Annotated in this window: 28 protein-coding genes and 1 tRNA gene; 18 read left to right on the top strand and 11 right to left on the bottom strand. The window is 62.5% G+C overall.

The window, feature by feature from the left end; genetic code table 11:
* Positions 1 to 13 precede the first annotated feature (13 nt).
* From IPP68_03050 to IPP68_03100, 11 genes are all read left to right on the top strand, one after another.
* Positions 14 to 1,027, top strand: coding sequence for a sulfate ABC transporter substrate-binding protein (locus IPP68_03050; protein ID MBL0349340.1), 1,014 nt, complete (start codon positions 14 to 16; stop codon positions 1,025 to 1,027).
* Positions 1,028 to 1,104: 77 nt separating this feature from the next.
* Positions 1,105 to 1,746 carry a peroxiredoxin gene (locus tag IPP68_03055; protein MBL0349341.1) on the top strand — a complete coding sequence of 214 codons (642 nt, stop codon included), beginning with the start codon at positions 1,105 to 1,107 and terminating at the stop codon, positions 1,744 to 1,746.
* Positions 1,747 to 1,845: 99 nt separating this feature from the next.
* Positions 1,846 to 2,700: a sulfate ABC transporter permease subunit CysT gene (gene cysT, locus IPP68_03060; GenBank protein ID MBL0349342.1), complete on the top strand. Its 855-nt coding sequence runs from the start codon at positions 1,846 to 1,848 to the stop codon at positions 2,698 to 2,700.
* On the top strand, positions 2,701 to 3,591 hold the full coding sequence (gene cysW / locus IPP68_03065; protein ID MBL0349343.1) for a sulfate ABC transporter permease subunit CysW: 891 nt from the start codon (positions 2,701 to 2,703) through the stop codon (positions 3,589 to 3,591). It begins immediately after the preceding gene.
* Positions 3,592 to 4,037: 446 nt separating this feature from the next.
* Positions 4,038 to 4,466: a hypothetical protein gene (locus IPP68_03070; GenBank protein ID MBL0349344.1), complete on the top strand. Its 429-nt coding sequence runs from the start codon at positions 4,038 to 4,040 to the stop codon at positions 4,464 to 4,466.
* A gap of 77 nt (positions 4,467 to 4,543) precedes the next feature.
* Positions 4,544 to 4,924, top strand: a complete 381-nt coding sequence (locus IPP68_03075; protein MBL0349345.1) for a hypothetical protein — start codon at positions 4,544 to 4,546, stop codon at positions 4,922 to 4,924.
* Positions 4,925 to 5,018: 94 nt separating this feature from the next.
* On the top strand, positions 5,019 to 6,284 hold the full coding sequence (locus IPP68_03080; protein ID MBL0349346.1) for a TolC family protein: 1,266 nt from the start codon (positions 5,019 to 5,021) through the stop codon (positions 6,282 to 6,284).
* A 44-nt stretch (positions 6,285 to 6,328) separates the two neighbouring features.
* Positions 6,329 to 7,465 (top strand): efflux RND transporter periplasmic adaptor subunit, encoded by a 1,137-nt coding sequence (locus IPP68_03085; GenBank protein MBL0349347.1) that lies wholly within the window; start codon positions 6,329 to 6,331, stop codon positions 7,463 to 7,465.
* Positions 7,466 to 7,468: 3 nt separating this feature from the next.
* A complete protein-coding gene (locus IPP68_03090) occupies positions 7,469 to 10,708 on the top strand; it encodes an efflux RND transporter permease subunit (protein MBL0349348.1) in 3,240 nt (1,079 codons plus the stop codon).
* Positions 10,709 to 10,717: 9 nt separating this feature from the next.
* The gene (locus IPP68_03095; GenBank protein ID MBL0349349.1) at positions 10,718 to 11,104 is read left to right on the top strand and encodes a heavy-metal-associated domain-containing protein; all 387 of its coding nucleotides are present in this window, start codon (positions 10,718 to 10,720) and stop codon (positions 11,102 to 11,104) included.
* Between the two features lie 112 nt (positions 11,105 to 11,216).
* Positions 11,217 to 11,660, top strand: coding sequence for a prepilin-type N-terminal cleavage/methylation domain-containing protein (locus IPP68_03100; GenBank protein MBL0349350.1), 444 nt, complete (start codon positions 11,217 to 11,219; stop codon positions 11,658 to 11,660).
* Here IPP68_03100 and IPP68_03105 read toward each other — a convergent pair.
* The 4 genes from IPP68_03105 to IPP68_03120 all read right to left on the bottom strand — a co-directional run bounded on the left by IPP68_03105 (position 11,657) and on the right by IPP68_03120 (position 14,325).
* Positions 11,657 to 12,934, bottom strand: coding sequence for a deoxyribodipyrimidine photo-lyase (locus IPP68_03105; GenBank protein ID MBL0349351.1), 1,278 nt, complete (start codon positions 12,932 to 12,934; stop codon positions 11,657 to 11,659). The genes IPP68_03100 and IPP68_03105 overlap by 4 nt on opposite strands.
* Before the next feature lie 74 nt (positions 12,935 to 13,008).
* Positions 13,009 to 13,479 (bottom strand): SRPBCC family protein, encoded by a 471-nt coding sequence (locus tag IPP68_03110; GenBank protein MBL0349352.1) that lies wholly within the window; start codon positions 13,477 to 13,479, stop codon positions 13,009 to 13,011.
* Entirely contained in the window at positions 13,476 to 13,820 is a 345-nt protein-coding gene (locus tag IPP68_03115) for a DMT family protein (protein ID MBL0349353.1), read from the bottom strand. The genes IPP68_03110 and IPP68_03115 overlap by 4 nt, the downstream gene beginning before the upstream one ends.
* A gap of 67 nt (positions 13,821 to 13,887) precedes the next feature.
* Positions 13,888 to 14,325 carry a hemerythrin family protein gene (locus IPP68_03120; GenBank protein MBL0349354.1) on the bottom strand — a complete coding sequence of 146 codons (438 nt, stop codon included), beginning with the start codon at positions 14,323 to 14,325 and terminating at the stop codon, positions 13,888 to 13,890.
* 342 nt (positions 14,326 to 14,667) lie between these two features.
* On the opposite strand from IPP68_03120, the gene IPP68_03125 reads away from it, so the two are divergent.
* The 4 genes from IPP68_03125 to IPP68_03140 all read left to right on the top strand — a co-directional run bounded on the left by IPP68_03125 (position 14,668) and on the right by IPP68_03140 (position 17,321).
* Entirely contained in the window at positions 14,668 to 14,922 is a 255-nt protein-coding gene (locus tag IPP68_03125) for a translation elongation factor-like protein (protein ID MBL0349355.1), read from the top strand.
* A gap of 6 nt (positions 14,923 to 14,928) precedes the next feature.
* Complete coding sequence (locus tag IPP68_03130) at positions 14,929 to 15,546, top strand: thioredoxin domain-containing protein (protein MBL0349356.1); 618 nt, start codon at positions 14,929 to 14,931, stop codon at positions 15,544 to 15,546.
* Positions 15,543 to 16,016 (top strand): DoxX family protein, encoded by a 474-nt coding sequence (locus IPP68_03135; GenBank protein MBL0349357.1) that lies wholly within the window; start codon positions 15,543 to 15,545, stop codon positions 16,014 to 16,016. The genes IPP68_03130 and IPP68_03135 overlap by 4 nt, the downstream gene beginning before the upstream one ends.
* 198 nt (positions 16,017 to 16,214) lie before the next feature.
* Entirely contained in the window at positions 16,215 to 17,321 is a 1,107-nt protein-coding gene (locus IPP68_03140) for a DegT/DnrJ/EryC1/StrS family aminotransferase (protein ID MBL0349358.1), read from the top strand.
* On the opposite strand, the gene IPP68_03145 is transcribed toward IPP68_03140, so the two are convergent.
* Positions 17,318 to 18,511 carry a hypothetical protein gene (locus IPP68_03145; protein ID MBL0349359.1) on the bottom strand — a complete coding sequence of 398 codons (1,194 nt, stop codon included), beginning with the start codon at positions 18,509 to 18,511 and terminating at the stop codon, positions 17,318 to 17,320. The two genes, IPP68_03140 and IPP68_03145, sit on opposite strands and share 4 nt — an antisense overlap.
* Here IPP68_03145 and IPP68_03150 point away from each other — a divergent pair.
* Positions 18,492 to 19,790, top strand: coding sequence for a M48 family metalloprotease (locus IPP68_03150; GenBank protein ID MBL0349360.1), 1,299 nt, complete (start codon positions 18,492 to 18,494; stop codon positions 19,788 to 19,790). The two genes, IPP68_03145 and IPP68_03150, sit on opposite strands and share 20 nt — an antisense overlap.
* Positions 19,791 to 19,836: 46 nt before the next feature.
* On the opposite strand, the gene IPP68_03155 is transcribed toward IPP68_03150, so the two are convergent.
* From IPP68_03155 to IPP68_03170, 4 genes are all read right to left on the bottom strand, one after another.
* Positions 19,837 to 20,340, bottom strand: a complete 504-nt coding sequence (locus tag IPP68_03155) for a type II secretion system protein (protein ID MBL0349361.1) — start codon at positions 20,338 to 20,340, stop codon at positions 19,837 to 19,839.
* Between the two features lie 173 nt (positions 20,341 to 20,513).
* Positions 20,514 to 22,223: a hypothetical protein gene (locus tag IPP68_03160; protein MBL0349362.1), complete on the bottom strand. Its 1,710-nt coding sequence runs from the start codon at positions 22,221 to 22,223 to the stop codon at positions 20,514 to 20,516.
* Between the two features lie 36 nt (positions 22,224 to 22,259).
* Positions 22,260 to 22,697: a prepilin-type N-terminal cleavage/methylation domain-containing protein gene (locus IPP68_03165; GenBank protein MBL0349363.1), complete on the bottom strand. Its 438-nt coding sequence runs from the start codon at positions 22,695 to 22,697 to the stop codon at positions 22,260 to 22,262.
* Positions 22,698 to 22,879: 182 nt separating this feature from the next.
* A complete protein-coding gene (locus tag IPP68_03170; GenBank protein MBL0349364.1) occupies positions 22,880 to 23,620 on the bottom strand; it encodes a chlorite dismutase family protein in 741 nt (246 codons plus the stop codon).
* Positions 23,621 to 23,930: 310 nt separating this feature from the next.
* Between IPP68_03170 and IPP68_03175 the strand changes: the two genes are divergently transcribed.
* Positions 23,931 to 24,003: transfer RNA gene (locus tag IPP68_03175), tRNA-Phe, on the top strand.
* A 124-nt stretch (positions 24,004 to 24,127) separates the two neighbouring features.
* Entirely contained in the window at positions 24,128 to 24,514 is a 387-nt protein-coding gene (locus tag IPP68_03180; GenBank protein MBL0349365.1) for a DUF2784 family protein, read from the top strand.
* Here the strand turns inward: IPP68_03180 and IPP68_03185 are convergent.
* Both IPP68_03185 and IPP68_03190 read right to left on the bottom strand, forming a co-directional pair.
* The gene (locus IPP68_03185) at positions 24,498 to 25,037 is read right to left on the bottom strand and encodes a hypothetical protein (protein ID MBL0349366.1); all 540 of its coding nucleotides are present in this window, start codon (positions 25,035 to 25,037) and stop codon (positions 24,498 to 24,500) included. The two genes, IPP68_03180 and IPP68_03185, sit on opposite strands and share 17 nt — an antisense overlap.
* A gap of 33 nt (positions 25,038 to 25,070) precedes the next feature.
* Positions 25,071 to 26,729, bottom strand: a complete 1,659-nt coding sequence (locus IPP68_03190) for a hypothetical protein (GenBank protein MBL0349367.1) — start codon at positions 26,727 to 26,729, stop codon at positions 25,071 to 25,073.
* Between the last annotated feature and the right edge of the window lie 18 nt (positions 26,730 to 26,747).

Raw genomic sequence — 26,747 nt, forward strand, 5'->3', positions numbered from 1 at the left:
ACAGGAGAATTTCGTGAATACAAAAATCGCTAAATTCGTTTTTGGGGCGGCTCTGGCCACGATTTTCACGGGCCGTTTATTCGCCAAGGAAATCAAGTTGCTCAACGTGTCCTACGATCCGACCCGGGAGCTTTATCAGGACGTGAACAAGGCCTTCGGAGATTTTTGGAAAAGCCAAACGGGGGAGACCGTGACGGTGGAGCAGTCCCACGGGGGGTCGGGCAAGCAGGCCCGGGCCGTCATTGATGGACTGGACGCCGATGTGGTGACCCTGGCTTTGGCCTACGACATCGATGCCGTGGCGGAAAAGTCCGGCCTGTTGCCGAAAAATTGGCAAACCCGTCTGCCCCACAACAGCGCGCCCTACACCTCCACCATCGTGTTCCTCGTCCGGAAGGGCAACCCCAAAAACATTAAAGATTGGGAGGACCTGGTCGGCCCCGGGGTGACCGTGGTCAGCCCCAATCCCAAAACCTCCGGGGGCGCCCGCTGGAACTACCTGGCCGCCTGGGGCTACGCCTTGAAAAAATTCGGCAACGACGATGCCAAGGTCAAGGATTTCGTGGGCCGGCTATTCAAGAACGTGCCGGTGCTGGACTCCGGCGCTCGGGGGGCCACGGTCACTTTCGTGGAGAGGGGGATCGGCGACGTCTTGATCGCCTGGGAAAACGAAGCTTTCCTCGCCGTCAACGAGCTGGGAAAGGGCCGCTTTGAAATCGTCGTGCCCTCGGTCAGTATATTGGCCGAACCGCCCGTCGCCCTGGTGGACAAGGTGGTCGACCGCCACGGAACGCGAAAGGCGGCCGAGGCCTACTTGAAATTCCTCTACACCGAGGAAGGGCAGGAGATCGTCGCGAGGAACTATTACCGTCCCCGATCGGCGGCCGTGGCCGCGAAGCACGCGGGGGTTTTTCCGTCCCTTCGGCTTTTCACCATCGACGAAATTTTCGGCGGTTGGCAAAAGGCCCAAAAAACACACTTCTCCGACGGCGGCGTATTTGATCAAATCTATCAGCCCGGGCGTTAAAAAAAGTTGAGAGACCGCCCCTCGCCGTCGAGGCCCCGGGCCCGCCGAGGGCGGTATGGCGTTCCAGGAGGACTGACATGACCCTACGATTGGGCGACACCGCGCCGGACTTTGTCCAGGACTCGACGGAGGGGCCCATCCATTTTCATTCGTGGATGGAGGGGAAATGGGCGATCCTTTTTTCCCACCCCCGGGACTTCACCCCCGTCTGCACCACCGAGCTGGGAGCGGTCGCCAAACTGAAACCCGAATTCGAACGACGAAACGTCAAAACCATCGGCTTAAGCGTCGACCTCTTGACCGACCACCTCGAGTGGTCCGACGATATCGAGGAAACCCAGGGGGCGGCGTTAAACTTCCCGCTCCTGGCGGACGCGGACCGGAAAGTGGCCACCCTTTACGGGATGATCCATCCCAACGCCAACGACACTTTCACAGTCCGCTCGTTGTTCGTGATTGATCCGAACAAACGGGTGCGGCTGACGATCACCTACCCCGCGAGCACGGGCCGGAATTTTCAGGAAATACTGCGGGCGATCGATTCGCTCCAATTGACCGACAAGCACCGGGTGGCCACGCCCGTGGATTGGAAGTCCGGCGAGGACGTCATCATCGTGCCGAACTTGAAGGACGAAGAGGAAATCAAGCGTCTTTTCCCCCGGGGATACACCGCGATCAAACCTTACATGCGGGTGACGCCTCAGCCGTCCGCCCAATGACGAAGGGCGCGGGGACGACGGACAGGCTTTTTTGTGAAGGGAAAATGCCCGAATTCGCTGGGGAATCACCCGGGCAGCCGAGAATTTCGGGTTAACGTTATCGCGCAGGAGACGGACATCGGTATTCGGAAATTTTCCCCCGGCGTATTGCCGGGGTTCGGGTTGTCCCTGGGGTACACGATCTTTTATCTGTGCCTGATCGTGTTGATCCCCCTGTCGACCATCTTCGCGAAATCGGCGACCCTGGGACCGTCGGCTTTCTGGGCGGCGGTCACGACCCCCCGGGTCCTGGCGGCCTTTCGCTTGAGCTTCGGCGCTTCGGCCCTGGCGGCGGGAGTCAACAGCGTTTTCGGCCTGCTGGTGGCCTGGGTGCTGGTCCGCTATTCCTTCCCCGGGCGGCGGTTCGTGGACGCCGTGGTCGACATGCCCTTCGCCCTGCCCACCGCCGTGGCGGGCATCGCCTTGACCGCTCTTTACGCCCCCAACGGATGGATCGGCGCGCCCCTGGCCCGGTTCGGCATTCAGGCCGCCTTTGCGCCCCTGGGCGTCGTGATCGCGCTTATTTTCATCGGCCTGCCCTTCGTGGTCCGAACGCTCCAACCCGTTCTGGAAACCATGGAGTCCGACATGGAGGAAGCCGCCATGACCCTGGGGGCCTCCCGATGGCAAACCGTCCGCCGGGTGGTGTTTCCGCCGCTCGTGCCGGCGCTGTTGACGGGTTTCGCCCTGTCTTTCGCCCGGGCGGTGGGGGAGTACGGGTCCGTCGCCTTCATCTCCGGCAACATGCCCATGCGGACCGAAATCGCGCCCCTCATGATCATGACCAAATTGGAACAGTACGATTACGCGGGCGCCACCGCCGTGGCCGTCGTCATGTTGCTTTTGTCCTTCGGCGTTCTTTTCACCGTGAACCTGCTTCAGGCCTGGAGCCGTCGACGGGTGGGGGAAAAGTAAATGGCCGGCGCCGCCACGTCCCTGGCGCGGTCCACCGCCGGGCCCGCCCACCGCCCCCTCACGGAACCGCGCTGGGTGCAATCCCTTTTAATCGGAAGCGCCCTGGTGTTCCTGGCTTTTTTCCTGCTTTTGCCGACCTTGGCCGTTTTCGTGAACGCTTTTCAGAAGGGCTGGGCCGCCTACGCTCGGGCCATCGGCGACCCCATGGCGTTGTCGGCCATCAAGCTTACGCTCATCGCGGCGGGGGTTTCGGTTCCCGCCAACGTTGTGTTCGGATTGGCCGCCTCCTGGGCCATTGCCCGTTTCCGGTTTCCCGGCAAGAATTTTCTCATCACGCTGATCGACCTGCCCTTTTCGGTGTCGCCGGTCATTTCGGGCATGGTCTTCGTCCTGATGTTCGGCGCCCAGGGCTGGTTCGGCCCCTGGTTGGCGGACCGCGGCGTGCGAATCCTCTTCGCCGTCCCGGGCATCGTGCTGGCCACGGTGTTTGTGACGTTCCCTTTCGTCGCCCGGGAGCTCATTCCCCTGATGCAGGCCCAGGGAACGGACGAAGAGGAAGCCGCCTTCGTCCTGGGCGCCAGCGGCCCCCAGATGTTCTGGCGCGTGACCCTTCCCAAAATCAAATGGGGCCTGTTGTACGGGATTATCCTTTGCAACGCCCGGGCCATGGGGGAATTCGGCGCCGTCTCCGTGGTGTCGGGCCACATCCGGGGCCGGACGAACACCATTCCCCTCCACGTGGAAATCCTCTACAACGAGTACAACTTCGTCGCCGCCTTCGCCGTGGCGTCGCTTCTCGCTTTTCTGGCCCTCCTCACCCTGGCCGCCAAAACCTGGGTGGAGTGGCGTTTTCAAGCCGAGGCCCAGGCCGCGGGCCGCGGCAGCCTCTAGCGCCGATCCGTTTTTCCCTTCCCACCCGAAAAATTCGCCACTTCCCGATCCGCGCAGGGCGGCCGGCCCCGATCCTGAAATCAGTGCCTTTCTGGCCGTCGGGGCGGAGCCCGTCCATGCCTAAGGGACGGTGAGGCGCTTGTGGCGGTCGAGGGCTCCGGGGCGTGGGGTGGCGGTGGTTGTTTCACCGGGGGATTCGTCGGAGGCGGCGGCCGAAGGGATTGGTCGGTCCGTGATGGCGGAGCTTCGATCATCGGACGTTGGCAAAATATGCCACCCGAGCAAAAGGGCCGTTGGGATCTTCGAGGAGTGGTTTTCGAAGGCCGTGCCCACCCGTTTTTTTCTCATCGACTCAGCGTTGTTCTTGCCTTTTTTTAGTCTCGGCCCTATGCTAGGGAGTGATTAATAGGCGACATTTGTTGTCAGGATTTACGCTCATCGAGCTAATGCTGGTCGTGGCCATCATCGGTTTGTTGGCGGCCATCGCTATTCCGAAATTCGCCAATTTGGTCACGAAATCCCGGGAGGCGTCTGTTCGGGGCAAGTTGGGGGCGGTTCGCTCCGCGGTCACTCTTTATTACGTCGATATGGACGGCGAGGGGCCGGGGGGGGCCAACAACATCCACATCAATCACCCGGTTTTCGGAAGCGACCTCGTGCCGAAATACCTGGATGAAATCCCGATGATTTCCATTCCGACGGCCCCAACGCACGACGCCGCCAATCGATCCCTGGGACTGGGAACGGCGGATTGGCCCCCCAACCCGGTGGGGCCGGGGAATTGCGCCTACCGCGCCGCTACCTTTTCCGAGCCGAGAACGTTTATCCTCTGCACCCATACGGATACCTCGGGTCGGACGTGGAGCCAGTATTGATCGGCCAACGACTTGAAATTGAGATTTCATGACATCGGTCATTTGCGTTTACGCTCAATCGGGGGCATAATACGAGCGTGAAGCGGATCTCGACGTTCTTGTTGGTGGGCGCCTATGCTTTCGGGGTCTTTGCCCTGCCGGGGAAGGTTTGCCCGTCGGGAGCGGCCGTCGCCGTTCCGGCTTCGGCGGCGAAGGGGCCGCCGTGCCATCGAGCCGCGTCGTCCAAGAAAACCCCTTGCACGGCCATGGTGTGCTGCCTGGTTCCGGAGGCGGAACGATCTTTTGCTCCCGTTCCCGCGCCGCCCGCCCCCGCCTTGGCTTGGGCCGGGCCCGAGACGTTCTCGCCCCCTCCCCCCCTCGCCGGGTTTCTCCCTCGGCTTTTCACTCATCCGCCGCCCGGCCAATCCGCCGGGTTTTTGCTCGCCTTTTCCCTCCGCGCCCCTCCCACCGCCGCCTAACACCGGGCGTCGGGTCTATTTCCTTTCCATCGTTTAACTCCCTTCGCTCCGGGCCTTCGGTCCGGGATCGGCTTCGACCCGTTTGGAGCGTTCAATGAAAAAATGGATTTTGGTGTTATTGTTTTCCACCCCGCCGCTGTTGGGCGCGGGGCCGGACGGTGTATTTCCAACGGTGGACGATCTATTGAATCGGGTGGAGCAATCCAATCCCGAACTCCGGGCGGCCCGGGGGGAAGCCGAAGCGGCCGCGGCCCGGGCCGATCGCGCGGGCGTGTGGCCCAACCCGGTGGTGGGGTTCTCGAAGGAAAAAATCCCCGCGGGGGACCGAATGACCCACTGGCGGGGGGAACAGGAAATTCCTTTCCCCGGGAAACCCACCCAGGAGCGGCGTATGGGGCGCCACGAAGCGGCCTCGGCCGCGGCCCGGGCGCGGTCAAAAACCCTGGAATTCCGGACCGAAGCGCGGGATTTGGCGGCCCAACTGCGACGGTCGGAGGCGGTGACGTCCCTGATTGACCAGGAGATCGAATCTCTGGACGCCCTGGTGGCGTCCCTACGGGCGCGCCTTTCGGCCGGGCGGGGCGGGTCCGGCGGGATGGGGGGGGCGGCGTCCGGCTCTCCGGCGGCGGATTTGTTTTCCCTGGAAGCCGAGCGGGGCCGCATGGAGAACATGCTTCGGGAAGAACGGCAGGAGGGCCGGGCGGCTCGCCTGCGTCTCAACCAGCTGTTGGACCGACCCTTGGACCTGCCCGTCGTCGTGTCGGCGCCGCCGGTTTTGATGCCCCCGGCGCAATCCCTGGAAGCGCTCCTGGAAACATCGAAAACAGATAGCCCCATGTTGGCCCTGGCCCGCCACGAGCGCGGACACGCCCAGGCCCAACGAACCCAGGCGGCCTTGGCCTGGGCCCCGGACCTCGCCGTCATGGTGGACGAGCAAAAAATGGACACCGGCGAATCCGGGCGGGAAGTGGGTGTTTCGTTGTCGGTGCCCCTGTGGATTGCGGGCCCCTGGGCGGACAACCGGGAGGCCCGCCGGCACCGGGACGCGGCGGAGGACGCCGCCCGGGCCATGACGGTGGAGGTGGAACGCCAATTGCGCACGGAACACGCCGAAGTCTTGGCCCGGCTGGAATCGGCCCGCGCCTACGAACAGGCCATCCGCCCGGCGGCCCAAAGCGCCCTGGATCTGGTGCGCCGGCAATACGAAAGCGGGCGGGGGGAATTCGCCCGGGTGTTGGACGCCTTGCGGTCCCGGTTGGCCGTGGAAACCGAATACCAGGAAGCCCTGGCCCAATACGCCAACCACTGGGGCATGCTGGAAGAATGGGCCGGCGCGCCGCTCTCGCCGGCGGCCCGGTGACCCCCATGAATCCACGACGATTCTTTTTCGCCTCGGAGGCGACCATGAAATCATTGCTCCTGATCTTGCTTGGACTTTTCTCTCCCTTGGGTTTCATCGGTTGCCGGGACGCTTCGGGCCCGGCCGCGACGGCCAAGTTGTATCGATGCCCCATGCACCCGACGTACACGTCCCATCGCCCGGGCGAATGCCCCATCTGCCACATGTCCCTGGTGGCGGCCGAACCGGAACCCGCGCCCGCGCCGACGGAGGAAAAAAAGCCCCTGTTCTATCGAAACCCCATGAACCCCGACGTGACGTCGCCCGGTCCCGCCAAAGACGAGATGGGAATGGAATACGTCCCCGTCTACGCTGTCGAATCCTCCTCCGAAGCCGTGGTGCCTGGTCGCGGACCGGTGACCGTGGCGGCCGACAAAGAGCAATGGATCGGTGTCCGGACGGCGCCGGTGGAACGGCGGGATTTGGAAGTGCTCGTCCGCGCCAGCGCCCGGGTGTCCTACGACCCGGACCTCTACGCCGCTTTGGCGGAGCACCGGGAGGCCTTGGCGGCGCGGGACCGCTCCGGCGATCCCGAGGGGCGGTCCCGGGCGGAGTCCCTGGTCCGCGCCTCCCGCCTGCGGCTGGCCCAATTGGGTCTGACCGACAAGCAAATGGACGCCATGTCCAAGCAGGGCGGCGGCGGGCTTCTGGCGGGATCGGGCCCCCGCTGGGTGTACGCCCAGATTTTTGAAGACGAAGCGGCCTTGATTAAACCGGGCCAGCGGGCCGAATTGACTTCGCCCGCCTTTCCGGGCCGGGTGTTGAACGGCCGCGTGGAAGCGGTGGACCGGGTGGTGGACCCGGCCACCCGGACTCTTCGGGCGCGCGTCCTGGTTTCCGATGGGGAAAGTCTCCTTCGACCGGAGATGTTTTTGGAAGCCGTCTTGCACGTGGGCCTGGGTCGCCGCCTGGTGGCGCCCAAGGAAGCCTTGATCGACACGGGAATCCGCCGGCTGGTGTATGTGAAGACGGCGCCCGGGCGCTACGCGCCCCGGGAAGTGACCACGGGCCGCGAGGGGGAAAACGACGTGGAAGTGTTGACCGGGCTGGAAGCGGGCGAGACCGTGGCGGCCTCGGGCAACTTCCTGCTGGATTCCGAGTCGCGTCTCAAATCCGTCGTGAGCGACGGGAAAGCGCGCTAAGCCATGATTGAAAAAATCATCGAGTGGTCGGCGCGCAACAAATACCTTGTCCTGCTGTTGACCGGGGTGGCGGGCCTGGGGGCCTGGGTCGCCCTTCACCGCGTGCCCCTGGACGCCATTCCGGACCTCTCCGACACCCAGGTCATCGTTTATTCGAAATGGGACCGAAGCCCGGACATCATCGAAGACCAAGTGACCTACCCCATCGTGGCGTCGCTCTTGGGCGCTCCGAAAATCAAGGCCGTGCGGGGGTTCTCGGACTTCGGATTCTCCTACGTCTACATCATCTTCCAGGATGGCACCGACCTCTACTGGGCCCGAAGCCGCGTGTTGGAATATTTGTCCAAAATCCAGCCGCGCTTGCCGGAAGGCGTCAAGACCGAGCTCGGCCCCGACGCCACCGGCGTGGGGTGGGTGTATCAATACGCCCTGGTCGATAAATCCGGCGAACACGACCTGGCCCAACTCCGGGGGTTTCAGGACTGGACCCTCCGGTATTGGCTTCAATCCGTCCCCGGGGTCGCCGAGGTGGCTTCCATCGGCGGGTTTCAAAAACAATATCAGGTGAACGTCAATCCCAACGCCCTGGCCTCCTACGGCATTCCCTTGATGAAATTGGTGGAAGCGGTCCGGGAGGGCAACAACGACGTGGGCGCGCGATTGGTGGAATTCGCCGGGGCCGAGTACATGGTGCGGGGCCGGGGGTACGCCCAGAGCGTCTCCGACATCGAGAACATCGCCGTCGGTCTCGGCATGGACGGCACGCCCGTCCTGGTCAAAAACGTGGCCCGCGTGGTCCTGGGCCCGGACATGCGCCGCGGCGTGGCGGATTTGGACGGCTTGGGGGAAACCGTCGGCGGCATCGTCGTCATGCGCCAGGGGGAAAACGCCCTGAACGTCATCGAGCGCGTGAAAGCCAAAATCGCGGACATTCGTCCGTCGTTACCAAAAGGCATGGAGATTGTCACGACCTATGACCGGTCGGATTTGATCAAACGCGCCATTCACACCTTGACCCACGAACTGACCTTGGAAATGATCATCGTAAGCTTGGTGATCCTCTTTTTCCTCTGGCACATCCCCTCGGCCCTGGTGCCCATCCTCACCATCCCGGTGTCGGTGCTCCTGGCTTTCATCCCCATGTATTTCCTGGGGTTGACGACCAACATCATGTCCCTGGCCGGGATCGCCATTTCCATCGGGGTCCTGGTGGACGGCGCCATCGTCGAGGTGGAAAACGCCTACAAGCGGCTTGAGGAATGGAACGCCGGAGGCCGCCGGGGGGACTTCCACGAAGTGCGGCTCAAGGCCCTGAAAGAAGTCGGCCCCTCGGTCTTTTTCTCGCTTCTGGTGATCGCCGTGGCGTTTTTGCCGGTGTTCACCCTGGTGGACCAGGAGGGACGCTTGTTTAAACCCCTCGCCTACACCAAGAACCTGGCCATGGCCATCGCCGCGCTTTTGGCGGTGACCTTGGACCCGGCCCTTCGAATGATGTTTGCCCGCATGGACCCCGTTCATTTCAAGCCCCGGTGGTTCTCCAATATCTGGAACGCCGTGACCGTCGGGCGTTACTACGCCGAGGAAAAACACCCCGTGAGCCGGATCCTTTTCAAGATCTACGAACCGGCCTGCCGGTGGGTGTTGCGCTATCCCCGGCGAACCATCGCGGGAGCGTTTCTGTTGGTGGCCGCGACCGTGCCCGTCTATTTCCGACTGGGCACGGAGTTCATGCCTCCCTTAAACGAAGAAGTGCTCCTCTACATGCCCACGACCATGCCGGGCCTCTCCGTCACCGAGGCCCAGCGCCTGCTTCAAACCCAGGACAAAATTCTGAAGGGGTTCCCGGAGGTGGAGCGGGTCTTCGGCAAGGCCGGACGGGCCGACACCGCCACGGACCCCGCCCCCTTCTCCATGATGGAAACCACGGTGGTTTTGAAACCCCGGGACCAATGGCGTCCCAAAGACCGCTGGCATTCCTTTTTGCCGGGGATTCTGAAAGCCCCTTTCCGGCGATTCTGGCCGGACCGGATGTCCCAGGAGGAGTTGGTCCGGGAAATGGACGAGGCCCTGCGCCTGCCCGGCACCGTCAACGCCTGGACCATGCCCATCAAAGCCCGGATCGACATGCTCACCACCGGCGTTCGAACCCCGGTGGGGGTTAAAGTCTTCGGGGCCGATTTGAAGGTCATCGAAAAGATCGGCCAGCGGCTGGAGGAAATTCTTTCCCCCGTGCCCGGCACCCGAAGCGTGTACGCGGAGCGGACCGCGGGCGGCTACTTTTTGGACGTCGCCCTTCGGCGGGACCGCCTGGCCCGTTACGGCCTGACCGTCCAGGAAGCCCAGATGGTCCTGATGTCGGCCGTGGGCGGCGAACCCGTGACGACCACCGTGGAGGGGCGCGAACGTTATTCGGTCAACGTCCGCTACGCCCGGGAATACCGGGACGACCTGCCCAAACTGCGGCGAGTGCTGGTCCCCACCATGTCGGGGGCCCAGGTGCCCCTGGGGCAGTTGGCCGACATATCCCTGGTGGACGGGCCTTCCATGATCCGGGACGAAAACGGCCTGCTTTCCGGTTACGTCTACGTCGATCTGGCCGGCCGGGACGTGGGCGGCTACGTGGAGGAAGCCAAAAAAGCCGTGCGGGAAAAACTGGACCTTCCCGCCGGCTACGCCCTGGTGTGGAGCGGCCAGTATGAGAACATGCTTCGGGTGCGGGAGCGGCTCAAGATCGTCGTGCCGGTCACGCTCTTTCTCATCTTCCTGCTCCTTTACATGAACACGCGCTCAACCGCCAAGGCGGGCCTGGTGATGCTGGCCGTGCCTTTCTCCATGATCGGCGCGGTGTGGTATCTGTGGCTCCTGGGCTACAACGTGTCCATCGCGGTGTGGGTGGGGATCATCGCGCTTTTGGGCCTGGACGCCGAAACCGGGGTCTTCATGCTTCTTTTCCTGGATCTTTCCCACGACGAGGCCGCTCGCGCGGGCCGTTTGAGGAACGCCGCCGAGCTGGACGAGGCCATCGTCCACGGCGCGGTCAAACGCGTGCGTCCCAAAATGATGACCGTGGCCGCGGCCATGATGGGCCTTTTGCCCCTCATGTGGTCCACGGGCACCGGGGCCGACATGATGAAACGCGTGGCCGCGCCCATGATCGGGGGCCTGGTGACCAGTTTTATTCTTGAATTGCTGGTTTATCCGGCCGTTTATAAGATGTGGAAGGGCAAAAGCTTTAAAGCGTAAAGGAGCCTTATGAAACAGACATCGCGTTGGATGGGATCGGCGGTATTGTCGGTGGGGTTGGCGGCCATGGGGTTGGCGGCGGTAAATAAAAAAGCGGCCGTCCCTCCGTTGAGCCCCGCGACGGAGAGCAAGGCCGATCTCCTGGCGGTGGGCGCCTACACGGCGAAGCTAAAAGCCTTTGCCTGCGGCGGATGCGCCGAGTGGGTCAAAGAGCGGTTGAGCTCGGTCTCCGGTCTCACCAACGTCCGGGTGGACCAGGCCACGGCCCGGGTGGAATTCACCCTGGAAAAACCGGTTTCACGGAAAACAATTCAAAAAACCCTGGACGGCGCCGCCCACGAGATGGGCATGGGGGCCGACTATACGCTGCGGGACCTCAAGCCAAAAACGAAATAGGACTAATTTAGTCATTATCGACGACAGAATGACGTAAATCCCTTGAAGGGGAGGGTGCCGGGGGATAAAATGAACCATGGGCCCTCTCTCGCCACGGCGTAAAACGAGATCGATGGGATTCACTCTCATCGAATTGATGTTGGTGGTGGCCATCATCGGCCTTTTGGCGGCCATCGCTTTGCCCAAGTTCGCCAATTTGGTTGTGAAGTCCAAGGAGGCGGCGGTCAAAGGGGCCCTCGGGGGGCTTCGAAGCGCCATCTCTATTTACTACGCCGACAATGAGGGCCGTTACCCTTACGACTATTCGACGTTGCCCGCCTCTCTCACCGCGGGGGGGAAGTATCTTAACGCCATTCCCCGGATTTCGATTCCCACGCAACCGGACCATGCCCCCCCCATCAATTACATCCACTATTTCTTTCCGACGTACGACTGGCCCCTGCTCCCCCTGGCGTGGACGTACCAGGATGGCAATCAAGCGATGCCGGTCACCCATGAGCTCCGCGTTGGTTGCACCCACACCGACACCAAAGGGATCGTCTGGAGTTCATACTAATCGCGGAACCGTCGGACGTAAGCGACCGCATCGAATTTCGCCCTGCATCCGTTGGCGTTCATGTAGCGGATCTGGCCGTAAACCGGGCGCTCGAACCAGGCCCGGTCGTGGACGCCGCCGATGGACCAGGCGACGCCGGCATAGCCGTTGGGGTCCCGGCCGTCCAGCTCGTAGCGGTCGTTTAGATAAATCGCGGTGGCCAGGGCCTCCTCGGGGGAGGCCGACCACTCCAACATCTTCTTCGCCCAGTACATCCGCATGTAGCCGTGCATCTTCCCCCGTTGGACCATCTCCCGCTGGGCCGCGTTCCAGAGTTCGTCGTGGGTGGCGGCGTTTTCGAACGGCTTCCTCGAATAGAGAAATTCCCGTTTGTCCCGCCGGTGGGCGTTGAGGGATTTTTGGGCCCAGGCCGGAAACCCCTCGAAGGAATCGTATTTTTCGTTGTAGAGACAGAAGTTGTCCGACAATTCCCGCCGAACAATGAGTTCCTCCAAAAACGCGTCCCCCGACGGGGTGTCCAGGGCCCGACGCCGGACTTCCCAGGCCAATTTCTGGGCCGACACCTGGCCGAAGTGCAGATACGGCGAAAGATCCGATTGGCCGTCCAGGGTCGGGTCGTTTCGCCGCTCGTGGTAGGCGGCCAATTTATGAGAGAGAAAAAGTCCCAGGGTCTTGGCCCCGCCGGCCTCGCCGGGCGTCCAGGAATCGACGGGCCCCACCGACGTGTCGACTTTCAATCCCTCCCGAACCCGATTCCAATCCACACCTTTGACGATTTCCGGCCAGGGCGTCGTCTGGGGTTGAAGGGCCGGGAAGTCCGTGAGAAATTCGTCCAGGAGTTTGTGAATTTTGGGCCGAAGGGTGTAGGCGCCGTATTCGAGCTTGGGCGAGGCGAGCCAGGCGGGCACCACGTTGTGGGCGTCCACTTCGGTCAAGGCCACGGGCAGGGCCTCGGCCAATTTCGTCTTCCATCGGCGCTTGATTTTTAGGGGATCAAAATCGGTGACCACCGCCCCGATTTTTTCTTTTCGTACAAAGGCCGCCAGCGTTTCCGTCGGCTCGCCCGCCAGTAGAAAGAAGGGAATTTTGGCCGCCCCCAGGCGGGCCTCCAGGGCTTCCAGGCCCCGGAGCATGAAATCGTAGGCCCGGAGCGTGGCCCCCGGGAACTCCGGCGCCAGGCAAAAAACCACCGCCAAGGGCACGCCCCGTTCCGCGGCCCGGGCCCGGGCGTGCAAGAGGGCCCAGTTGGCGGCCATGCGCTGGTCCCGGCTCATCCAATAGACGACGGGGCCCGGACCCGGCGGGCGTTGATTGATCGAACGACTTCGGCGCGTGGTGGACAGGTCTTTTAAGATGGGACGGGCCTGACACCGAAATGGCGGGCGACGGCTTCCTGGCGGAACCGGAAAATTCGTTCCAGTTCCCGGCGGACCAGGGGCAAACCCAGCCTTCCGAGGGGTTCCAAGGGCAAACGATACGTCACGCGGTCTCGTAACAACGTGGCGTTGGGCCCCCGTTCTTCAAAGGTGTGGTGGTGAATCCACAGGGCGTAGGGCCCTTTCAGTTGAGTGTCGATGAATTCATAGGGCGGATTCCAGAGGGTGATTTCCGTCTTCCAACCCAGCGGAATTCCGAAAAGGCGGATTTGATAATCGATAAACGCGCCGGTTTTCATCGCGATGGGGGTGGGCGTGAGGATTTTAAAATGAAGTTCCCGGGGCGTGAGCAACTCCAGGTTCTCCGCGTTGGAGAAAAATGGAAACACCGTTGCCCGGGCCAGGGGCAAGGTGAAGGCGTGGTTCAAAAGGTGGGGGGTCATGGACGGAAAATGAAATAGACCGCGCCCAGGAGGCAAAAACCCGCCCAGAGAAAGTTGAGGCGCACGGTCTGGCCCATGAAAAAAACAGCGAAGGGAACGAACACCGAGAGGGCGATGACTTCCTGGAGGATTTTAAGTTGGGAAAGGTTCAAGGTCGTGGCCCCCAACCGGTTGGCGGGCACCTGGAGGCAATACTCAAAAAAAGCGATGCCCCAGCTGACCAACACGGCGATGTACCAGGGTTTGTGGCTCAGCCCCTTCAAATGGCCGTACCAGGCAAAGGTCATGAACAAATTGGAAAGGGCCAATAGACCCGCGGTTTTTAAAACGATGGCATTCATGGGATGTCCTGGGTCAATGGATCAAATTCTTGGCGCCCGGCGGGGCGTTTTCGGATTATAGCGAAGATTAAAGCGGGTGGGACCGGGGCAGGGGTTTTTGGCCTAGCCCGCGGGATTGAAACCAGGGAATGTATTCCATGTCCTCTTTGAGGATGTGGTGGTTGACCCAGGCGGATAAGAAAGCCGATATCTCAACCGTGAGGACCTCCTCGCCTTGCTTGAATTGATCCAGGAGTTCCCGGGATTTGGCCTCCAGCTTTAAGTGCTGTCCTTTGTGGTGGGGGTAGTCCGGGTAGGAGGCTTGAAGCATCTGCTCCTCTTCCTCCCGGAAGTGGGCTTCCACGTATTCCATCAGGTAACGCAGGGTATCGCCGACGGCCGTGCGACCGCCCCCGCGCCCCACCACTTCGTGAAAGGCGTTTAATCGCCGGAAAAGCTCCTGATGTTGTCGATCGATCAGGGCCAATCCGGTGACGTAGCGGGGGCTCCACTGAATAATGCTCACATTCCCTCCGAGGGGGGGCAACGTCGTGCTCCGTTAGCCTACCCCCGTTTTCCCGATTTGTAAAGGCGTCCAGGTTTCTTTTGCGCATCGGCCCCGGTTTGTTTAAAATCAAGGCGTTGTTCGCGCATCCCCATCGTCCGAAAGGAGCCGCCCATGGCCAAAAAAGCCAAGTCGCCCTCGAAAGCCGTGAAGAAAAAATCCGTCAAGAAAACGGCCCGAAAACCGGTCGCAAAAAAAACACCCAAAAAAGGGGCCCCCGCCAAGAAATCCCTGCGGCGTCCCGCGCCCAAATCCAAAGCCAAAAAAGTCGAGGCGCCGGCGCCCCTGCCCTGGCGAAAGGCCCTGCCGGGGGAAACCTTCGTGGGCATCGTCGATGATTTCTACGGCCACGTGAGCGTCATCGCTTTCAACCTCCAGGGCGCGTTGGCCGTGGGGGACAAGATCCACGTGCGCGGGCACACGACCGACATGGCGGAAACCGTGGATTCCATGCAGATCGACCACAACGCCGTGACCTCCGCCAAAGCCGGGGACGCCGTCGGCGTCCGCACCGTCGGCAAATGCCGGTCGGGCGATTACGTTTATCGGGTGGGGTGAGGGGGCATGACTCTCGGACGGCGGCGGGGCGCGGGGTTGGCCTTGGCGGCGGCGGCGCTGGCCGCCGTGGCCCTGGGGCGTCGCGTCCCCTTTCTGGGCGACGACGTTCCGGCCTACCGGCAAAAGGGCCCGCCCGGGGCCGCCGTGCTCATCACGGAATATTCGGATTTTCAGTGCCCCAAATGCGCTCTGGTCCAGCCGGACTTGAAAAATCTTTTGGCCCAGTATGAAGGCCGGGTTCGTCTGGCGTTCCGGCCCTATCCCTTGAAAAGCCACCGTTGGTCCGGCGACGCTTCCCGGGCCGCGGAAGCCGCGGGCCTCCAGGGCCGTTACTGGGAATTCGCGGATCAGTTGTTCGCCCGCCAGAAAGAATGGGCCGACAGCCCGGACCCCCAGCCGCTGTTCAAGGATTACGCCGCGGCCGCGGGGTTGGACGTGGCCCGTTTCGACCAAGATCGGAACAGCCACCGGGTGGCCAAGATCGTCGAGGCGGCCCGGGCCCAGGCCGAAGCCCTGCCCGTTCCGGCGACGCCCACGTTTTTCGTCAACAAGCGCGTCCTGGTGGGGGACCTTCAGCTTCAGGCCATGGGCGCCCGCTTCATCGAACGGGAGTTGGAAAAATGAAAATCCCCGAACCCCTCCGCCGTGGGTTGGCTCTTTCCGCGCCCGCCCTGCGTCAGTTGCCGGGAATTGTGCTGCTGATTTCCGGGTATTTGAAGGCCGTCCGCCCACCGGAAGAATTCGCGGCGGCCATGGAAGCCTACTGGGTATTGCCGGTGTCGGTGGTCCTTCCCCTGGCTCGTTTCGTCCCTTGGCTGGAGTTGCTGACGGGTTTGGCCCTCTGCTGGGGCTACGCCACCCGACGAGCCGCCTTTTTGGCCGCGGGGCTTCACGCGGTCTTCATCGCTTTGTTGGCCCAATCCTTGATTCGCGGTTTGACTCTCAAAGATTGCGGCTGTTTTGGAAACCTGGGCCCCCACTTGTCCCCCGCCCAGGCCCTGACCCTGGACGCGGTTTTGTTCCTCATCGCCCTGGCGGTGTGGATCGACCGGGAAAATCGATGGAGCCTTGACCGATGGACCGAACGACGCTGACGCGGAGGGACCGCCTGGTTAAAGGCCCCCCGTATTCCCCGCCCGCGCCCGGTCAAGGCCCGTGCGAATGGTGGACGGGCTGGGGGGGGGGGGCCCCCCCGGGGGGGGGGGGGGGGCCGGGGGGGAAGGCCCCCCGTATTCGCACGGGTCAAAGCCCGGTGCGAATGGTGGACGAGCTTGGATAGGCGAGGCCATCCCTTGACCCCGATTCCCTTCATGGATTTGACCCCCGTCCACCGCGAGTTGGAAGCGGCGGCGACGGCGGCCTTTCGGCGCGTCTACGAGAAAAACGAATTTATCCTGGGGGAGGAAGTCCGGCTTTTTGAAGAGGAATTCGCCCGGGCCTGCGGCGCGTCCCAGGGGGTGGGAATCTCCTCGGGCACGGCGGCCCTGGAATTGTCCCTGCGGGCTCTCGGGGTGGGACCCGGGGACGAAGTGATCACCACGCCCTTCAGTTTTTTCGCCACGGCGTCGGTGGTGTCCTACGTGGGGGCCGTCCCCCGCTTCGTCGACGTGGATCCCGGAACCTTGAACCTCGACCCGACGAAATTGGAAAAATTGTTCACGTCCAAGACCAAGGCGGTTTTGCCCGTTCACCTCTTCGGCCAACCGGCCGACATGGACGCCATCAACGCCTGGGCCCAAAACCACCGGCTGCCCGTCGTCGAAGACGCCTGCCAGGCCCACGGCGCCCGCTGGCGGGGCCGCCCCGTGGGGGCCCTGGGGGCGGCGGGGTGTTTCAGTTTTTACCCGACGAAAAATTTGGGGGGCTTCGGCGACGGCGGCATGACCGTCACCAACGACGGCGCCCTGGCCGAACGCTTGCGAAGCCTAAGGAATTGCGGGCGGCGGGCCCAGTACGAGCATTTGGAACTGGGCTACAACGAACGGTTGGACAATTTACAGGCCGCCCTGCTCCGCCTTAAATTGCCGCGTTTGGCGGGGTGGACCGACGAGCGTCGGCGGTTGGCGGAGGAATACCGGCGGGGTCTCCAAGGGACCCCGGCCCGCCCCCTGGCGGTCGCGCCGGGAGCCGAACCCGTGTATCATCTTTTCACCGTGCGGGCGCCCCGGCGGGACGCCCTCAAGGCGTTTTTGGCCGAGCGGGGCGTTCAAAGCGGTATTTTTTACCCGACCCCCCTCCACCTTCAACCGGCTTTCAAATCCCTGGGAGGAAAACCCGGGGACTGTCCCGAAGCCGAACGGGCCGCCCAGGACGTTCTGTCGTTGCCGCTCTATCCCGGGTTGCCCGCGGCGGCGGTTCAGCGCGTGACGGCCCTGGTGGGGGAATTTTACCGCGCCTAGCGAATTTTTCGCCCCGCGGCCCGTTCTTGAGAGAGAAGGGTTTTCCACCCCGCCCGGGCCCGACGCATTAAATCCAAGGATCCGGCGACGAGAAATCCCAGAGCCACCGGGGCGAAGGGAACAAAGAATCGCCCCGCCCAAAAAACATGGCCGACAAAAGCGTAGGGGGAATTTAGCAGGATCCACGCCGCTAGGGCGATCCGGCCCGGCGCGCCGCCCAGGGCCCCGATCAATCCCCACAGATGAAGCGCCAAAAGCGCCCCGGTGACGATGGCGGGCAGTCCCACCCGGTAATACACCTGGGCGAAGAAGGTCCAAAAAATCCGCCCGTATCCCTGGACCGTTCCGGCGAGGTATTGGGCCGGGGTGTGGGCGCCGAAAGCCCATTGACGGTAATTGAGGCTTTTTCGATAAACGTCCTGTTGTCGTTCGGCTTCGGTGGCGTGGAACCCCGGCCGGCCGACGAACTCCAGGTTGGCGTACCAATAGCTGTGAAGGTTGACGGAATAGAGGGCGTCCCCGTTTCGCCGTTGGTTGTTGGCCAGATGGAAACAAAGCAGGAGCGCGGCGGGCAGGCCCGCGAAGAAGGGCCGCCACCGGCGGTTTTTGAGCGCCGCGACGGTCAGAAAAACGCCTCCGGTGGCCGCGTAGGTGACGCGGGTGAGCACCAGGGCGGCGAAGGCCCCCGAGGCCTTGATCCAGGATCGGGTCGTCCCGAGACTCGAATCCGTTTGAAGGGCGTTCAGGAACAAAAGGACGCCGGCGGTTTCCATCAAGTGCCGAAGGCCCAAACCGTCGGAAACGATTTGACCGGGCAAAAGGGCGAATAGCCCCAGGGCGCCCCAGGCCGTTCGATCGTCCCAGTGCCGCCGAATCAATTGAAAAAGAAGAAAGGCGTTGGGGAGAAACCAAAGGGTTCCGGCCAGCCGGATGGCGGCCGTGGATTCGGCCCCCATTCCCCCGAGGAGCCAAAGCCACCAGACGTAGAGCGGTTCCCGGGGCGAGGTGTCGAAGGGGTGCGTGAAGGGGAGTTGGCTCGGGTGGAAGGACATCAAATCCGGATGGGGAGCCGCGGCGCGGTCGTGGACCACCCAGGCAACGCGGATCAAAAAGCCCAGCAACAGCAGCGCCCCGAGAGCCCAGGTCGATTTTTGTTTTGGAGGGATCTTCATGCGGAAAGAGCGTAACATTTTCGATTTTCATCGACTGGGGCGGCTGGGCGCGGCCGCGCTCCTGGCCTCGACCGGCTGTCTTCGCAACCCCATCACCCAAAAACGCGAAACCAAACTGATCTCGGACCGGGCCGAGCGGGAAATCGGCCTCGAGACCAAGAAAAAGATCATCGAAGAATACGGCGAGTTGAAAGACCCCGTCTTCAACCAATACGTCTCCAACCTGGGCCGCCGGCTGGCGTCCTTAAGCGACCGCCCCAAAGTGGATTACCAGTTCACCGTATTGGACACCGACGTGGTCAACGCCTTCGCGGCCCCGGGCGGTTTCATTTTCGTGACCCGGGGGCTTTTGGAGCAGGTGTCCAACGAGGCCGAACTGGCTTCGGTGTTGGCCCACGAAATCGGCCACGTGGCGGGTTGGCATTCCATCGGCATGATTCAAAAACAGATGGGCTTGAGCACCCTCACCGCCCTGGGGGCCATCGCCTCGGGCATTCGGATCGGCCCGGAGGCCATGATCATGGTGGCCCAGACGGCGGACCTTTTCGCGGGGTTGTACCTCCTGGGCTACAGCCGCGAAAACGAGCTGGAGGCCGACCGGGTGGGCCTTCGCTACATGAGTTCCGCCGGCTACGACGCCGGAGCCGCCCTGGCCTTTTTCAAAAAATTGGACGCCCTGGAGAAAAAAGACGGGCCCGACCGTTGGGAATCCTACCTGCGCTCCCACCCGCCCACGGTGGACCGCATCGCCCAGGGACAGGCGTTCCTGGATCGATGGACTTTTTTCCGCCGCCCCCGGGAGCGGGGGGAGGAAACCTATTTGGAAATGAAAGCGCGCCTTCCGAGACTCACCGTCGAGGAGCAGGGCCGGGTGCGGGGCGCAAAATTCGAACAACCCCTCTACGGCGTGGTCCTATCGATCCCCGACGGTTGGTCCTGGGAACCCCAAAGCGGCCGCGTGATCACCGCTTTTCGGCGGAAAGACGGCGAAGCTTGGGGCGAACTCCGTCGGGAACCTTTGAAAGACCCGCTGACCGCGGAAGCCTACGCCAAGAAATTCGTGGAGGACCGAAAGGGGCATTGGCTACAGGGGCGGGAAGTCCTTTATCCGGCGGGTTACGGCTACCTGGCCCAATTTTACGGACCTGGCCTTTTGGGCGGCACCTACCAGTTTCGCGGATTTTTCATGGTGCGGGACGGCGCCGGGTGGGCCTTGCTCTGCGCGGCCGTGCCCAACCGGGCCCTGGAGCATTTGGTGGCTTTCGAGCAGATCCAACGGTCCTTTGAGCTGAAGTGAGGGACCGTCCGTCCCCCCGCGTGTCCGTCCCGTGGTTCGATAAGCCTTAAAATTTCGACCACGTGCTTCCGCGGACGTCGGTGTGAGCGCAATTCACGTAGAAAAGAGCATGCGGTCGCGGATCCGATTGGGTCCAGGGTCCGCCCACCGGACTCACGACGTTGACCCAATAAACGGGCACGTTGTAGTCAATCCCGGGAGAATAATTCGGGCCGGGGCTCGGCGTCGTGGTGAAGGATTGAATGAGATTTATGAGTTGATAACTGGTGGAATGGGGGGTGCCTGGCAAGGAGGGGGATCGGGGAATTTCGTGGATGTATTTGGGGATGAGCTCGTCCCCCGACCACGGAAACATGCCTTCGTTGTCAACGTAATAGATCGATAACGCGCTTCGAAGGGCCCCCACGTTCCCCCGAAGCGTCGCTTCCCTGGCTTTCCGCACCAACTGCCCGAATTTGGGCAAGGCGATGGCCGCCAGGAGGCCGATGATGGCCACCACGAGCATGAGCTCGATCAAAGTGAAACCGGTTCGGGGAGCCCCTTGTTTCATGCCCTTAAGAGTAGGCCCCCGAAAACGGCAAGTCAAGAAGAGAGGATCCTGTTTTGGCCTGGAATTAAAAGAGACGATAGGCCTCGCATTCCATCCATTCTCTGGATGGGAGGGCGAGGAAGGGCCGTTACGGCCTGCAAGGAACGGAGAATCGTTCCGGGAAGCAAAAAGGACTATTCGGAAAAAGGACGTTGCCCGAAGGGGCCGTCCGGCGCGCGGGGGGCTGCCCGATCGTTGTTGTGGCGCGCCATGTCGCGATCCATCCTCGTTCGGTCGATTTGGGCGGTGGAAAGAAGGAATCGGGTTTGTTCAGGGTTGTAAGGCCACAGCGACTCGGCCCCGCGCTCATCCACGACGCGTTGATTGACCGAATTCCGCCGGACAAACACATAATACCGTTCGTCCCAATAGACCAACGACCAACCCCGGCGGGGAAACATCACGTTAAGGGCCTTAAGCGGAAAGGGCGTTGGTTCGGTCTCGAAAAACTCGTGGTCCGGAAACAAATCCGGCACGACGGCGAATTCGATGTGGTGTTCGCCCAGAAAGTCGGGCCAGGGGTTGCGGTTTCCCGGAACGCTCACCGCGTCGAGCATTCGGCTCTGGCGGACGAGCAGGGGTTGGAACAAGTATCGCCCGTCAATGAAATCCGGACGTCGTCGACCGAAATACCACGTCAGGAACCCCCCGTCGTCATACGCGTTGAACATATTCCCTGCCAGCCCGGCCCGATCGACGAACCGGCAGGCCCGAACGGGCCAACGGGACCATTCCACGACACCGCGCCAACGAAAGCCGCCCCAGGCCCAGATTTGAAGGGGCACCGCGAGACAACACAGTGCCCACAGCCCCCGATGTGTCCGCGAAACGGGATCGCGCCCGGGAAGCGTCGCGGGGCCCAGAGCGTCGGCCAGAGCGGGCAGCGCCACGATCGGAAGATAGGCGGTGCTTCGAATCGTTGAAAAAGTGAGGGCGCCAAAGCCCGCGACCAGGGGAGCCCAGAACAAGGCGTCCCTTTGTCCCCGTCGAAGCCCGTTCCCCAAAACCCCGGCGGTCAAGAGAAAAAGTCCCCAATAGGCCGGTGTTTTAAGCGGGTGGGGAAAGGCCCACTCCGCGATGAGCGTTCTGGAATCCGGCCATTGCGCGGCGTGTTCCGTGAGGATGGTGAACATGGACCACCCCCAGGGGTTTGCCAAGCACGCCGTGGACAAAAGGGTTGTGGATATCAACAACCAGCGGGAATAGCCCCGGTCCTCCCTCGCCGCCAGGGCCCCGAGCCAAAGAAGGCCGGCGGCGATCGGTCCGAACGCGAAGGCGCCGTGGGAGTTCACCCAGACCGTTTGAATTAAAACCAGTCCAACCAGTCCGCCCCGCCGGACGGTTTCGTGTCGGCGGGCTCGCTGAAAGATCAGAATCAGCATCGCCAGGCACAGCAGCGAGACCGTTTCCGGGCGCTCCAGCGGTCGAACCCCCAAGGTCACGGTCCCGAGAAAAACCAAAAGAAAGGCGACCGGGGACCCCCCGAGGAGGCGGCGGGCGCCGAGGGCCACCACGCCGTAGAGGGCCAGACCGACGACGAGCCGGGCGAGCCAAAGGCCGCCAAAACCAAAGGCGTGTTGCCCGGCGTGGGCCACGACATCGATCAACCAGTCCCCGTTGATCCAGGGACGGCCCGCAAGGGGGTGGGAAAAAACATCGTGTCGAAGGAGGGCGCCCGATGAGATTATTTCCCGACCGACGGCTAAGTGCCACCAAAGGTCGGGGTCTTGAAGGGGTCCATGCAACCGTTGGGCGATGAGCAATCCAAGACTGACCCAGGCGACCTTTTTTAGCCAATCGGGGCGACGAGCGAAGTCAAACGTGTCGCGCGAAAAGAGGATCATTTCCGGGCTGTGCCGCGAAGGGGCCGTGTGCGGATATTAATAAAGACTCCACGCAAAGCCGCGCGTGTCGGTGTGGGTGCAGTGGACAAACAGCGTTCCACTTGATGGAGAGTAGCTCCAGGCCCACGTGTTCCCGGGAGTCCAGTCCGATAGAGGAGAAAAGGGCCCCACGCCGTTCATCGCACCGTGGGTCGGCGCCGTCGGGACTTCGCACCGAGGGAATCTATCGATGTATCGGGATCCCACCGTCAGTGCGCTCAACGGGAGATCGGGATATTCCCCCTCGTTGTCGGCGTAGTAAATGGAGATGGCGCTTCGAAGACCGCCCAACTTTCCTTTGACCGAAGCTTCCTTGGCCTTGAAGACCAGGTTCGCGACCTTGGGCAAAGCGATGGCCGCCAGGAGGCCGATGATGGCCACGACCAGCATCAGTTCGATCAATGTGAATCCGGTTCCGGGAACGTCGTGTTTCATGCCCTTAAGGCTATGGTTGCAAAAACGACTTGGCAAGCATAGATGTGTCTGTTTCAGGTGGGACATGGATTTGATGGCGGGCCTTGGATTTTTTCAATCGAGTCCCCCCCCGGGGGGGCAATTTGTAACGCCCGCCGTTTACGGAAGACCGCCGCGGAGATTCGAAGAGGGGAACGAAAGGTTTATTCGGAAAAAGGGCTTTGCCAGAGGGCGCGGCCGACGAAGAAGGGGCCCAGGGACTCCATGTGCAGGGCCGTTTGCTGGGTTTTTCGCATTTCTTGAACGATGCGGGAAAGGGGAAAGAGCTCTTTCCCGATCAAGCCCAGCACAAAATCATTGTCGTTCCGGTCGATCCCGTGGCAAGCCAGGCGAATGTCCTGCACGAAACCCGCGTCGCCGAAGCGCATGCCGATCCGGGCGTGGTCCAGCATGATCTGGCCCTGTTCTTCCCGGGGCAGGTGTTCGAACGTGGCCTTGCGGCGCATGGGGTACCAGACGGCCCAGGGCCATTGGGCGTTTCGGGCGGCCCGACGGGGTTTTTTTAAAAGCCAATCCATCAAATCGATTTCGCGGCCGATGGAGTAGGTCCGGCCCATCATGGTCATATCGTGGCGCTGAGTCAGTTCGGCGAAAGGGCCGGTGCTGAGGGTCTTGCGAACGTCGGCGGTGAACAAACCAGGGTCCTCGGCGAAAAAGAGGACGCCGACGCCGTGGGGGTCGTGGGCGTCGAGGTAAAGGACCGATTCCAGGCCGGAGGTTTTAAGGGCCTCCACCAGTCGGCCCGTGTCGCGGCAACCGGTAAAAACCTGGAGGAGCAAATAGAGCCGGGTTTGGGCCCGTTGGGGCGCGCCGCCCCGGGGGGCGCCGACTTCGTCGATGTTCAGGGGTTCGGCCGCGGCGGGGGGATGCGTTGGATGGGTCATAAGGGTATTCTAGCAATTGGGGGAAGGAAATTCTTGGGGGCGGCGCGGGTTTTGGTATAATGCCGACTCCGAAGTTCTTAACAGTGGAACGGGACAGAGAGCCCGCCACCCATAGAACGCCGCCCTTTTGCACGTTGCCGATAGGCATCGTCCCTGTTTGTCGGAAGGGAGAGCAAAGGGACGGCAAGGCGGTCCCGGAACCATTTTGACCTGGGCAAGGACGGGCAGGGGGGCCCGGGGGGGCCGGGGCCCGGGGCGCCTTTGAGAGCAAAAGGACGGCAAGGCGGTCCCGGAGGGACCGAAACCCCTTGCCGAGGTAGCTCAGTCGGTAGAGCACAGGTCTGAAAAACCTGGTGTCGTCAGTTCGATTCTGACCCTCGGCACATTTTGAAACACGAAACGCCGCGTCCCTCCGGGGGCGCGGCGCTTTTGTTGGGGGCGGTCTGGAATGTGGGGGAGTCCCGTGATATAGTGGAAATCGCCCGCGTTTCCGGGCCGGGGAGGTTTATGATGTGGAAATGGACGGCGGACGCCGTCGCGCTGTTGCACGTGGCGTGGATAGCGGCCTTTGTCTTGGGGCCCCTCGGGGGCCTTCGTCGGCCGGGGGTCCGGGCGGCCCATCTGTCCTTGCTGTGGATCACGGCCGGGATGTGGCACTACTATTGCCCGCTCACCGTGATTGAAAACATGATTCGCGTTCAATACGACCCCGCCGGGGCCTATGGCGGAGGATTTTTGAACCACTGCCTGGAAAACATCGTTGACTTGACGGCCTATGGAAAACCCTTGGCCCTGGGGGTCTTGGCGTGGGCCGCGGCCTGGAGCGTGATTTACGGCGGGGTGTGGACGGGAGAATTAAAGAAAAAAGGGGCGTTGGCTACTTCGAAGAGGTAGGCGCGGCGCCCAGACGAACCGGTGCGTGGTTGTTGATCCAGCTCAAAAGCTTTTCCCGGTGGACTTGCTGCAGCCAGGAGAGGATGAACCAGGCTTCCCGCCCGTCTTTGGTTTTTAAAACGACCGCCGCTTTCTCCGGTTCCGGGCTCCGCTCGTCGAATTGAATCGAAACCACTTCCGACCATTTCATGGACGATTTCCCGTTGGGGCTTTGAAGCGTCACGCCCTCTTTGTCCAGGCGCCATTGAATGAGGGGCGGCGCGGGACGGGCGAGCCAGAGCCCGAGGCCGGCGGCCAGGGACAAGGCCGGCGCCCCGAGACCGATGATCCTCGGGGAGAGAAAGGTGAAGTGCAGGTGCCGGGCGCCGAATTCCGCCGCGGGCCGGCGGAAGGCAAAGAGGATCGGCAGCACAACGAGGAGCGCCAGCAGGAAAAACCGCGCCGTGGCCGGCCAGGTGGGCGCCATCCACATAAAAATAAGCGTGTCCGCCACTTCCAAAATCGTGTAACCGTGGGAGAGCATAAGGTCGGTTTCTAGTTTAGCAAACGTCCCGAATTAAAACACCTGGCTCGTTCCGAAGGTCACCAGCCAACGGCGTTCGCCTTCGATGGGCCGCACGGGCCGCGCCACGTCCAGTCGGATCACGTGCCCCAGGCTGGCCCGGGAAATGTGAAATCGAAGTCCGACGCCGACGTCCGCCCGAAGGTCCCGAAAGCGGACCGCCGCTTTTCGAGGCCAAGCGTAGCCCGCGTCGCCGAAGACCACGCCTCCCAAGCCGAACAAGTGAAGCACGTCCGGGAAAAAGAACAGCCGGTCCTCCGCGATGGCGGTGAAGAGCCGATTGCCGGCAAATTCGTTCAACGGGTACCCGCGAAGTCCGGTGTCTCCGCCCAGGAGCAGTTGGGTTTCATCGCCCGGCCGCACCACTTGTTCCCAGGCCGCGTGGGCCGTGAAGGTTTGCGCGCGGCTGAAGTGATTGTTGTATTCGACTTCCCACCGGCTTCGGGTGTTTTTCCACACCCCGTCCTCCCGCTGGCCCTCTCCGGAAACCGACGCCAAGGCGAAGGCCCCGGGACCGAGGGCCGCGCCGCGCCCGGCGACGGCTTTGGCGAAGGTCGCGTCGCCGGATTCCCGGAACCACCGGGACCGGGCGAACCCCACGTTGATCGTCAGCGTCGGTCCGAGGTTGATGTCCTCTTCCCGGTCGTAGGTCCGCACGTGGTCGACGGTGATGAAATTTTCCCGGTCCCATTGGACCGTGGGGCCCACCGAGTGGTACACCTGGTCCTCCCGCAGGCTGCGGACCGGCTGGGTGTCGAAGAGTTTGTTGTGGCGGTAGCCGTATTCCACCCCGATCCGGCGGATCCGTTTGGTGGTCGACCACAGGGACACGGCCGGGCCCGCGAAGAATTCCCGATTTTCCTTGCCCAGCCGGTTCACCTCTTCCCCGGCGATGAAGATCGGCGTTTCCGTCCGGGTGTAGCCCCCGGAGGTTCGGAGGGCGAAGGGCGTGACGCTGGAGAAAAACGGCCGTTCCACCCGAAGGGACCGGGCCGAGCCGTCGGTGGTGTCTTCGTAAAAACCGCCCAAGCGCCAGCGGGTGCCCAGGAGCGCCGGATCGTCATAGCCGACCGACCGGCTGACGCGACCGGCGGCCTTTTTGTAAACGAAATTCAAATCCTTCCCCAGGCCAAAGAGGTTCTTTTCCCGCAGGCCGAAGCGGTATTTCAAGTCGCTCCCGGTTCCCGAGGCGCTGGCGGAGGGCTGAGTGCTCCAGGTTTCCTGGGATTGGACCATGACGTCCACCCGCCCGTTGCCGACGGGCACGGGGACCACGCTCACGTCCCGGAGGCGCAGAATGCCCCGCAGGGCGCGTTCCGACTCCCGCGCCAAGGCGGGGTCGTAGAGGTCGCCTTCCTCGAACAGCAATTGCTGGTGAATCGTTCGTTCGGTGGTCGAAATGTGCAAGGCGTTGATCCCGCGGTAGACGCTTTTGTTTTCGGAGGGGACCGAGGTGTCGAAGATCCGCCGACGGATGATGTGGATCCGGGCGATGCGGTAGCCCCGGTAGCTGGGCGTCCCGGATCCCCGACGGGCGGGGGAGCGGGCCAGGAGGGTGTCGCCCCGGACGGGGGTTCCCCCCAGAAGGAGCCCGGCCAGCAGAAGACGCGCCCCGGCGGCGAAACGCCGGCCGAGGCCCGAAGAGGGGGTCATCTCCTGATTATAACGGAT

The sequence above is a fragment of the Elusimicrobiota bacterium genome (assembly GCA_016722575.1).
Lineage (GTDB): Bacteria > Elusimicrobiota > Elusimicrobia > FEN-1173 > FEN-1173 > JADKIY01.